This is a genomic window from Pseudomonas sp. NFIX10 (assembly GCF_900111955.1).
Taxonomy (GTDB): Bacteria; Pseudomonadota; Gammaproteobacteria; order Pseudomonadales; family Pseudomonadaceae; genus Aquipseudomonas; species Aquipseudomonas fluorescens_AA.
The window spans coordinates 1-10,494 of sequence record NZ_FOKH01000054.1 but is presented as its reverse complement, the minus strand read 5'-3'; the positions used below and the strand labels follow the sequence as shown (position 1 = coordinate 10,494).

Sequence of the window (10,494 nt, the reverse complement as noted above, 5' to 3'; positions counted from 1 at the left end):
TGTGGGAGCGAGCTTGCTCGCGATGACGTCGGTACAACCACCATCACCGTCAACAGATCCACCGCCTTCGCGAGCGAGCTCGCTCCCACAGGGGACTGATGCTTATTTGAACATCTCCTGCACGTTCCCCATCGCCTCATCGGCGAAGCCCTGGAGGAAATCCCTGAAGCCCGACGGGGTGTGGGCGTCGGTGTGGTCGGCGATGATGGTCCAGGTGGCGCGGCAGCGGTTGTCCGCCAGGGGTTCGACGCGCATGGCCGCCCACAGGTTGTCGATGCCCAGGGTGTTGTAGATCAGCGTCCAGGTCATGTGCATGGCCTGGTCGTCGCGGCTGTTGAGCTGTTCCACCACCAGGTTCTGCCCATCGTGGAAGAATTTCTTGCGCAGTGACCTCACGCCTTCGCCGGTCATTTCGATGTGTTCCAGCGCCGGGATGAAGCGGTTGAATCCGCCAAAATCACCCACCACGTCCCAGACGCGCGCGGCGTCGGCCGTGACCTCCACCGAGGTTTCGACCTGGCAGGCGTGGGGGTTTTTGATCAGGGTGTCGGGTTGCAATGCACTCATGGTCTTGCTCCTTGCTTTGGGTTGAAGGTGTTTCAAATGAAGTCGATGGCCTTGAGGTAGTCGGCGCCGCGACGTAGCAGGGCCGGGGACTTTTCCGGGTAGCTGGCGCCCATCTGCCGCACGCCGGCACGGGCGTTGTCGTGGCTGATCAGCGAGATGTCGCCGATGTCTTCCTCGAAGCCGTTGAGGTAGAAACCCAGCACGCCAAACAACGCATTGTCGGCATCGACCCGCGCCAGTTGCCGTTGCCACTCGGCGACGCTCACCAGCGAAAATTCCCGGCCGCTGTCGCGGAACGACGCGACGTAAGCGTCCCAGCTCAAAGGCTGCGGGTTGTGCAGGTTGAACACCGCTTGGGTGGGCTGGTAGCGGCTGGCGTGGAAGGCGATGAAACGGGCCAGGAAATCCACCGGCATCAGGTCGAAATTGAGTGACAGGTCTGGCACCTGGCCGAGCTGGATCGAGCCCTTGAGCATCAGCATCAAGCGATTCTTGTGGGGCTGGCAGACCCCGGTCAGGCTGTTGAAGCTGATGTTGCCGGGGCGGAACAGATTGACCCACACCCCGCGATCGCGGGCCCGTTGCAGGATCCGTTCGCCGACCCATTTGGACAGGTTGTAGCCGTTCTTGATGTAGATCGGCGGCGTTTTGGCGGCAGGCTGTTCCAGCACCTGGCCATCGGCATCCAGTGCACTGGAGGCGGACAGCGTGGAGACGAAATTGAAGATTTTCTTGCTGCGCCCTTCACACAGGCGCAGGCACTCGAAAATCGGCTCGACGTTGTCCCGTGCCAGCGACGCGTAGTCGAGTACATGGTTGACGTGGGCGGCGTTGTGCACCAGCGCGCCGAACGTGCGATCGATGCGGGCGTAGACGTCGTCCGGCAAACCCAATTGCGGTTGGGTGATGTCGGCGGCGTACACGCTGACGCGGTCCAGGTCCAGGTGGGTCAGGTGATTGTCCCGCAGGGCCTGGGAGAAACGTTCGGCCGCGCTGTGTTCAGCGCTCGCGCGCACCAGGCACGCGACTTCGGTGGCGCCCCAGGCCAGCAGCGCTTCGACGATATGCACGCCGAGAAAGCTGTTGGCGCCGGTCACCACCACCTTGTGCACATCGCCGCATTGGCTGATGGGCAGCGGATCGAGGTTGAGCTCGGCCTCGGCATCGATGAAGGCCTGAGGGCTGAGGACCGATGCGTTGCTGTGTTCCGGGTCGTCCAGCAGCTTCGCCAAGGTCATCAGCGTCGGCGCCTCGATGAAGCGGTTGATCGACAGACTGCGGCCGAACACCTGGCGGATGCTCAGCAGCAGTCGCGACAGCAGGATCGAGTGCCCGCCAAGGTTGAAGAAGCTCTCGTCGGTGGCGATGTCGTCGACCGGCAATTCAAGCAGCTCGGCCCACAGTTGCTGCAGTTGTGTTTCCAGAGCGTTCTGCGGTTGGCGCCGTTGGCCGTCGACATGCACCTGCACCGCCATGGCGAGCAATGCCCGGCGATCGACCTTGCCGTTGCTGGTGTAGGGCAGGCTGGGCAATTCGACGTAGGCCGCCGGGTGCATGTAGCTGGGCAAGCTGTTCTGCACATGCTCGCGCAGCGCCTGGAGGGCCGCGCCGGGGTGCGCCTGTTCGGGGTGAACCAGGAACGCCAGGATCCGCCGCTTTTCATCGACCCCCACCGCCACCTGGCGAAACAGCTGGCTATCGCGCAGGCAGTGCTCGATTTCCTCGGGCTCGACCCGAAAACCGCGGATCTTCACCTGGTTATCGCGGCGGCCGCACAGTTCGATGCCGTTGTCGGTCCACTGGCCGATATCGCCGGTGCGATAGACCCGCAGCGCTTGTCCGGTGGGCAGCGCCAGGTCGAGGTAACGCGTCGCGGTCAGCGCCGGGTCGTTCAGATAGCCGAGGCCGACGCCCGGGCCGGCGATGTACAACTCGCCGGGGACACCTTGGGGAACCGGTTGCAACTGTTCGTCGAGGATCAGGACCCGGCCATTGGCGATGGGCACGCCGAGGTTGCGGTTGTTGTCGCCGACACCGAACTGGCGTGTGGTCGCCAGCACCGTGGTCTCGGTCGGGCCGTAGATGTTGTGGAACCGGCATTGTGGCGCGAGCCGTTCGATCACGAATGGCTCGCAGACATCGCCACCGGTGATCAGGTGCGCCAGGCCCAACGGCGTATCCAGGGGCATGACGCTCAGCAGCGCAGGCGGCAGAAAGGCATGGCTGATGTGCTGCTGGTGAATCAACGCGACCAGTTGCTGCGGGTCGCGGCGCTGGTCTTCGCTGGGCACCACCAGCAGGGCGCCGTGGATGAAGGTCGGCAGGATATCCAGCAGCGACGCGTCAAAGTTGATGGTGGAAAACTGCAACGCCCGGCTGTCGCGCTGCAACCCGACGTAGTCGCCGTACCAGGCACAGAAATGGCTGAGGTTGCGGTGGCTGAGCAACACGCCTTTGGGCTGGCCGGTGGTGCCAGAGGTGTAGATCGCCACGGCCGGTTCGTCGATGTTCACCGTACGACGGATCAGCGAAACCGGGATGTCAGGCTTGGGCGCTGGCAGTTGATGGACATTCAGCGTTGGCAGCGAGAGGTCGTCGAGGTCGCTGTTGCCGTCGTGCAGCAGCAGGTCCGCCTGGGCATTCTCCAGGATAAAGCGTCGACGTTGCGCCGGATGTTGCGGATCCAGCGGCAGGTAAACCGCGCCGCAACCCAGCACCGCGAGGATCGCCGCGTACAAGTGTGCGGACTTGGGCAGGCATACACCGATCACCTTGTGGGAGGAAGGCCTGTGGGAGGAAGGCTTGCCCCCGATGAACGATGACGCGGTTTGGTTGAGAAGCTCGGTGTCTTCATCGCGGGCAAGCCTTGCTCCCACAGGTTCAGCGCTCCTTGCTCCTGCAGGTCCGGCGCTTTGCAGTATTTCCAGCATTGGCTGTTGCAACCCCAGCGCCAGGCGGCGCAAGGATTTGTAGTCGATGAATTGCCCATCGACCCACAGGGCCGGTTGCGTGGCGTCGTCGAGCAGGCGCTGTTCGATGCGGTGCATCACCGGCACGTCGGCGGCGGCCAGCAGCCAGGGCACCGCCGGCCGATTGAGGCCGTGCTCGAAGGCCAGCGGCTCCAGCGCATCGAGCCCGAGCAGGGGCTGCTCGACAGCGTCAGCGTGTACCGTTGGCCAGTGATCGAAACAGGTTTCGTCCCGGGATAACTGGCTGACCAGCCGTGCGCCGGTCTCGACCAGCGTCGCCAGCGTCCGCAGGCGCAACGACTGGCCATTGCCATCATGTTGCGGCGCGATCGCTTCCTGGCACAACAGCCGCTGCGCACTGTCGCGAAAAACCAGCACCGGTTGCGGCAGTGCCTCACCGGGCAGCGTGCACAGGGCCACGCGGATCTGGAGGCATGAACGGGCTTCAATGGTTCGCGGTGTCGTCCCGTCGTCGATCAACAGGTCGGCTGCGTCGTGGCCGGCCGGCGAGTGTCGAACCACTGCGTGGCCGTGCAGTTCCAGTTCCCGGGCCAGTTCGGTCATGGCCTGGCTGGTGCCAGGCACTGCAATGTCGAGGCGTCTCATCGAAAGGTCCTCATGGGGTCAGGTAATCGGCAAGGGCGTCGCGTACGCAGGGGGACGCGAGCATCGAGCTGCCGCGGAAAAAACGCGTGATGTTGCCCACCAACGGGTGAAAACGATTGATGGGGTACGCCAGCGCACTGGCGTCTTCACGCAGCGACTGGCGTACCGATTCGTCGACGGGCAGGTGGGCGATCAGCTCGAAGTCGAAGGCTTGTTGCAGGTCGCTCGCCAGGTACTGGGCGATGAAACCGGGCATCAAGCGTGCGATCGCCGCGCGATCCTCTTCGGGTGCGGTGCGCCAGTAGATCTGCACCAGTCGCGTCCAGAAACCGGAGTGCCGGCCCTCGTCGAGCAAGTGGTCGGCCATCAACCCCTTGATCGAGGCCTTGACCGAATCGTCCCGGGCGAAGGCGGCCACTTCGTTGGTCACGGTGTTCTCGGCAATGGCGATGCAGATCAGCTCCACGGCGCTGAGCAAATGCTCCGGCGCCCGGGTCAGGGTCGCCGGTATGGCGCGGCTGAGTTCGATCTGCCCAGGCAACGGGATGGGATCGATGCCGGTCATGTCGATGGTCTGCTGCATGAAGTCCATCGCCACCAACGCGTGGTAATCCTCGTCCACCACCACGGTCATCGCGTCGTAGCGGCAGGCGAACGGGAATTCGATGCCGAAGCGGTTCTTGGCGATGCGCCGGGCGGTGTGGTCCACCAGTTCGGTCTCGAAAATCACCACGTCGTTGATGAACTTGTAGAGGCTCTGCACCAGCACAAAGTCGCGCAGTTGCGCACAGTGGCTGAGGAAGGTCTGGCTGTGCACCAGCGGTTGGCGGCTCATGGGGAAGATCAGTTTGTCGTCGTCTTCGACCCGGCGCCGTGGCCGGGTACGGATCGTGGCGCGGCTTTCCCAGGCGTCGGCGAAGGATTGGTAGGGGATGGCGTTCATGGCATCACCTGCGCAACCGGTTGGGTCATGCTCTGGCGCAGGCCATCCCACAAGGCGGCGCGGCTGTGGACGGCGGCGAGGGCGGCGGCCAGGACTTCGGTTTCGCGCTGCGGGTCGCCATCGATCAGCCGTGCCAACAGTTTTTCCGCCGCCGGCCCGTGGTCTTCGGAGTCGACTTCGATGTGCCGTTGCAGGTAGTAACGGAAGGTCGGTGCCTGATCCAGGCCAATGCCCCAGGCGTCCAACATGCGCTGGAACATCTGCGGGATGACACTCTCGCGACCATGCACGAAGGCGGCGGCCACGCTGTGGGCCGGGGCGTGCAGGGCGGTGTGCAAGGTCTGGCGGACGAACCGCGCCGCCGCCGGTTCGACCTCGACACTGTCCAGCGCGGTCTCGGGGCTGACGCCTTCCTGCTGCAGGGTGATGAACTGCTCGATGGCGCGGGTATCGGCGCCGATTTCCCGCATGGCGTCCAGGTACAGTTCGAAATGGCTGCAATAGCCGGCGCCAGGGCGGTCATCCGACTCTTCCCCCAGCACGATCTCATTGATCAAGCGGGCCGCGTGGGGGTCGGCCGGCGGCAGCCAGGGCAGGTGGACACAGGTGAGCTCGCGTTGCAGTCGCTTGGTCAGCGACATGAAGTCCCAGACGGCAAAGACATGGCTTTCCATAAAGCGGCGCAACAGATCGATTGATGTAATCTCGGAAAAAACCGGGTGTTGGCCAAGTTCGTGTTTTTTGAGAGATAGTTGTTCTTTGGATGGCTGCATTGGAACGTCCTCATCAATGATGTTTTGTTCGGAGGGCGGCTCGTTAGTTAGTGAAGGCGAGCGGGTGCCTGAACCGAAATCCATGAATTGCCAAAGTGGCTTGAGCATTCTCTTTAAATCGTGCTTTCGGCTTGCGACGCCCTTTTTTGCTTGGGTTTTAGCAAGTCTGAACGGCCGCCAGTAACGCGGCGAATAAAAAACTAATACACGGAGCAAGTAAGCGGCAAGTATTTTTTTAAATATTTAAAGTGGCTGTTTTATTGGGCGCGAAGAGGGCTTTTAAAACTTTTAATATAAGTTTTATTGGGGCGAAGAAGCTCCTTCCGATTTAGAGGTATCAGAATCGAATAGTTCGAGTGAATGCCTCACTCGGAGCACTTCAGGGATCGGGGGAATAAGGAAGTTTGATTTTTATGGGCAGGACGTCGGTCGGACATCCGATCATCCCGCCGGTTGGACGACGCTCCTTGCGTATTGGCTTCGATTCGCCTGGCCTCAGCCAGACGTTGACTTCTTCAGGTCTGTTTTGAATCGATAAGCGCAAGAGTGAGCCCAAATCGATGGCAGTGCCATTGAACTGATGGGGCGACGAGCCGCGGCCACGGCCAGGCCGCGCCGGGCTGGCGATTAGTGATTCGGAAGGATATGTAAGAAATTTTTACGCCGGACGGAGCGCCGACGTGGGATCACAGCTTCGACGGCTGTTCCAAGTACCGGCGCATGGTGACAGAGGCTTTTTCCAGGTGCAGTTCCAGCAATGCGATCGCTTTATCGATGTCTTTGGCCTGCGCGGCCTCGAGCAGCGCGCGATGATCGTCCTGGTTCAACTTGCCCAGGCCCATGGACGACAGATGAAAGCGCAGGAAGCGCTCTTCTTCATTGAGCTCGCGCTCGATCAGGTCCAGCAGCTTGCTGTTGGGTGCCTTGTGATAAAGCGACATGTGAAACAGGCGGTTGAGCTTGCCGATCTCGGCGTGGTCGGTTTCCGTTTCCAGTTGTTCGATGTATTGGGCGGCCAGTGCCAGGTCGCTGTCATCGAGCAAGGGGATGGACAGCCGCAAGGCGAATGCCTCCAGGACCGCACGCAGGGCGTAGGTTTCGACCGCATTGTCGGTGATCAATGGTGCCACGACCGCACCCTTGTGCTGAACCACATTGAGCAGCGACTGTGCTTCGAGCTGGCGCAACGCCTCGCGTACCGGCATGCGGCTCACGCCGAACAGGTCGGCCAGTTCCTGCTGGCGCAGGGCGGTACCGCAAGGCAAGCGCCCATCGAGGATGGCCTCGCGCAGAGACCCTTCGATGATCGAGCGTGCCTGGTCAGCGGGAATGGGACCGTTGATCTGGATAGTGCTGAGCGGTTTGGGTTTCTGTGTCACGACAACGTACCCTGATTGGTAGTAAAAATTGGATCCAGGCACACGTTAGTACAGGTTGGCGAACCGTCAAAGTCTCTCGACCGGAGGTTCCTGAACTAAAGTTTAGTCTGTCTGCGGTGATTGCACCTTGCCATTGTCTTTTAGTGGGCCAGGCGTCACCATCCAACGAATTTCCAACGACCCTTTTCGGACGTATCTCCCTTGGCTGCACCGTTCCCTGTCCTCAGGTCCTTGCGCTGGCTGTGTTCGGCATTGTTGCTGGCCGGCCTGATGCTGGGCGGCCTGCGGGCCGACTGGGACTTTGCTCAGATCAGCCGGCGGGCGCAAGCGTTATATGGCCCGCTGGGGGAAGGGCAGCAACGGATCGACGCGTGGCAGCAATTGCTGGCGACTCAGAAACAGATCCCGGAACTGGAACAGCTCAAGGTGGTGAACCTGTTTTTCAACAAACAGGTGCGCTACGTGGAAGACATCGACCTGTGGCGTGAAGTCGACTATTGGGAAACGCCGATCCAGGCCCTGTGGAAGGGCGCCGGCGATTGTGAAGACTACGCCATCGCCAAGTACTTCAGCCTGCGCCATCTCGGGGTGTCCAGTGACAAGCTGCGCATCACCTACGTCAAGGCCTTGCGGCAGAACCGTGCCCACATGGTGCTCACCTATTACGCCACGCCCGAGGCGATGCCGCTGGTACTCGACAGCCTGATCGACGGGATCCTGCCGGCCAGCCAGCGAACCGACTTGCTCCCGGTCTACTCTTTCAATGCCGAAGGGCTGTGGCTGCCGGGCGCCAAGGGCAACAAGAAAGTGGGTGACACCAAGCGCCTGTCCCGGTGGCAGGATGTGTTGAAAAAAATGCAGGCCGAAGGTTTTCCGGTCGAGACGACTAACTAGGAGCGCGCGCTCAGATGTCCTTGTTCAAACAGCTGTTGATCGCTATCTGTCTGTTCCTGGTGGTTGCCTTCAGTGGCAGCTTCATGGTCAGCCTGGAGAGCTCGCGGGCCCAGTACGTCAATCAGTTGCGCTCCCACGCCCAGGACGCGGCCACGGCGTTGGCGCTCTCGCTGACGCCGAACATCGACGACCCGGCGATGGTGGAGTTGATGGTCAGCTCGATCTTCGACAGCGGTTACTACGCCACCATCCGCGTGGTCGATGTGGCCACCGACAAGACCCTGGTCGAGCGCACCGGCACGCCGGACGCGGGCAGCGTGCCGCAATGGTTCGTCAAGCTGATCGGCCTGGAACCGGCCGGTGGCGACGCCATCGTCAGTCGCGGCTGGGAGCAGGCGGCGCGGGTCGAGGTGATCAGCCACCCGATGTTCGCCCTCGCCAAGCTGTGGCAGAGCGCGTTAGGCAGCCTGGGCTGGTTGCTGTTGTGCGGCGCCGTGAGCGCGGTGCTGGGGGCCTTGCTGCTGCGTCGCCAGCTCAAGCCATTGGACTACATGGTGCATCAGTCCCATGCCATTGCTCGTCGCGAGTTCCTGAGCCTGCCGGAGCTGCCGCGCACTCCCGAGCTGCGGCGCGTGGTGCAGGCGATGAACCAGATGGTCGAGAAGCTCAAGGCGCTGTTCCAGGAGCAGGCCGAGCGCAGCGAGAAGCTGCGGGTCGAGTCCTACCAGGACACCCTCACGGGCCTGGCCAACCGGCGCTATTTCGAAATGCAGCTCAATGCCCGGGTGAGTAACCCGGAGCAGGCCAGTTCCGGTTATCTGCTGTTGCTGCGGGTCAAGGACCTGGCCGGTTTGAACCAGCGGTTGGGCGGGCAGCGCACTGACCAACTGTTGATCGCGGTGGGTGAGCAATTGCAGCGTGAGTGCGCCCGCTACCCGGAAACCCTCAACCTGGTCACGCGTATTCGCGGCGGCGAGTTCGCGGTGTTGGCCCCCGGGCTGGTGCGCGAGGAGGCGCTGCAACTGGCGCAGAACCTCGAAGCCGCCCTGGCGAGCCTGCATGCCACTGGCGCGACGGACGTGGCTTCGGTGGCCTCCATCGGGCTGGCGCCGTTTGTCCACGGCGACTCGCCGCAAGCGGTGCTCCAGCTCGGCGATCAGGCCCTGGCCCAGGCCGAAAGCCAGGGCGAACCGGGTTGGGCCTGCCTGGACCACAGTGCCTCGGCCAGCGTTGGCGACGATCATCATGCCTGGCACACGTTGCTTGACCAGGCTTTGAGTCATCAGCGTTTCGAGCTGTACTTCCAGCCGGTGGTGGCCGCCCAGGACACCCAGGTGGTGCTGCATTACAAAGTGCTGTCGCGGCTGTTGGACGAGCAGGGCCAGACCATCCCCGCCGGGCGTTTCCTGCCCTGGTTGGAGCGTTTCGGCTGGACCGCGCGCCTGGACCGTTTGATGCTCGAACAGGTGCTCAGGCAAATGGCCGGGCATGAACAGTCCCTGGCGTTGAACCTGTCTTCGGCGACCTTGGCCGATCCTCAGGCGCTGAACAAGATCTTTGAGATCCTGCGGGCCCATTCCAACCTCGGGCCGCGCTTGACCCTGGAGATTGGCGAAGAGCAATTGCCGGAGCAGGCCGTGCTGGAGCAGTTGACCCGGCAACTGCGCGAGCTTGGCTTTTCCCTGAGCCTGCAGCGCTTTGGTGGGCGGTTCAGCATGATCGGCAACTTGTCGCGGCTGGGGTTGGCTTACTTGAAAATCGATGGCAGTTATATCCGCGCCATTGATCAGGAAAGTGACAAGCGTTTGTTCATCGAGGCGATCCAGCGCGCGGCCCACAGTATCGATTTGCCGTTGATTGCCGAGCGGGTGGAGACGGAGGGGGAGTTGGCGGTGATTCGGGAGATGGGGTTGTTTGGGGTGCAGGGGCAGTTGGTTGGGGAGCCTCGGCGGTGGGGGTGAGGCTTGTTGACGAGGCGGCCTGGTAGCCGGCCTGGATGTTGTTGACCGGGGAGTGTCAGAAATTTTGTGTTCGGGCATAACATGAGTAAGAGGTGCAGGGAGTGTCAGAAATTTTGTGTTCGGGCATAACATGAGTAAGAGGTGCATGTATGCCAACCAAAAAGAAACCCCTGCGTGACCTGCCCAAAATCCCCAAAGAGCTGCTTGAGCAGTTTGGTGAGGGGCTGATGACAGCGGAAGCCATCGAGGACGCCTCGGCAGCGTTCAAGAAGGCCCTGATTGAACGAGCCTTGACCGCTGAACTCGGCCACCACTTGGGCTATCCCCCGGGCGCGCAGCGCCCGGAGGATGAAACTAATCAGCGCAATGGCAAGAGTGGAAAAACCGTTTTGACCGGAGATG

General features: G+C 62.0%; 8 protein-coding genes. 3 read left to right on the top strand and 5 right to left on the bottom strand.

The features are described from left to right. Positions 1–102: 102 nt before the first annotated feature. The 5 genes from BM321_RS29090 to BM321_RS29070 all read right to left on the bottom strand — a co-directional run bounded on the left by BM321_RS29090 (position 103) and on the right by BM321_RS29070 (position 7,237). Entirely contained in the window at positions 103–567 is a 465-nt protein-coding gene (locus tag BM321_RS29090) for an SRPBCC family protein (RefSeq protein ID WP_092446445.1), read from the bottom strand. A 32-nt stretch (positions 568–599) separates the two neighbouring features. Further along, a complete protein-coding gene (locus BM321_RS29085; protein WP_092446443.1) occupies positions 600–4,142 on the bottom strand; it encodes a non-ribosomal peptide synthetase in 3,543 nt (1,180 codons plus the stop codon). A 10-nt stretch (positions 4,143–4,152) separates the two neighbouring features. Beyond that, entirely contained in the window at positions 4,153–5,085 is a 933-nt protein-coding gene (locus BM321_RS29080; protein WP_092446441.1) for a diiron oxygenase, read from the bottom strand. Next, positions 5,082–5,858: a DUF3050 domain-containing protein gene (locus BM321_RS29075; RefSeq protein ID WP_092204952.1), complete on the bottom strand. Its 777-nt coding sequence runs from the start codon at positions 5,856–5,858 to the stop codon at positions 5,082–5,084. Before BM321_RS29075 ends, BM321_RS29080 begins: the two co-directional genes overlap by 4 nt. A gap of 686 nt (positions 5,859–6,544) precedes the next feature. Next, a complete protein-coding gene (locus BM321_RS29070) occupies positions 6,545–7,237 on the bottom strand; it encodes a GntR family transcriptional regulator (protein ID WP_092446439.1) in 693 nt (230 codons plus the stop codon). 270 nt (positions 7,238–7,507) lie between these two features. On the opposite strand from BM321_RS29070, the gene lapG reads away from it, so the two are divergent. The 3 genes from lapG to BM321_RS29055 all read left to right on the top strand — a co-directional run. Further along, positions 7,508–8,131: a cysteine protease LapG gene (gene lapG / locus BM321_RS29065; RefSeq protein ID WP_370873791.1), complete on the top strand. Its 624-nt coding sequence runs from the start codon at positions 7,508–7,510 to the stop codon at positions 8,129–8,131. A gap of 14 nt (positions 8,132–8,145) precedes the next feature. After that, the gene (gene lapD, locus BM321_RS29060; protein ID WP_092446436.1) at positions 8,146–10,092 is read left to right on the top strand and encodes a cyclic di-GMP receptor LapD; all 1,947 of its coding nucleotides are present in this window, start codon (positions 8,146–8,148) and stop codon (positions 10,090–10,092) included. 149 nt (positions 10,093–10,241) lie between these two features. Continuing rightward, the coding region (locus BM321_RS29055) for a transposase (protein ID WP_139236221.1) at positions 10,242–10,494 on the top strand (253 nt) is incomplete at its 3' end.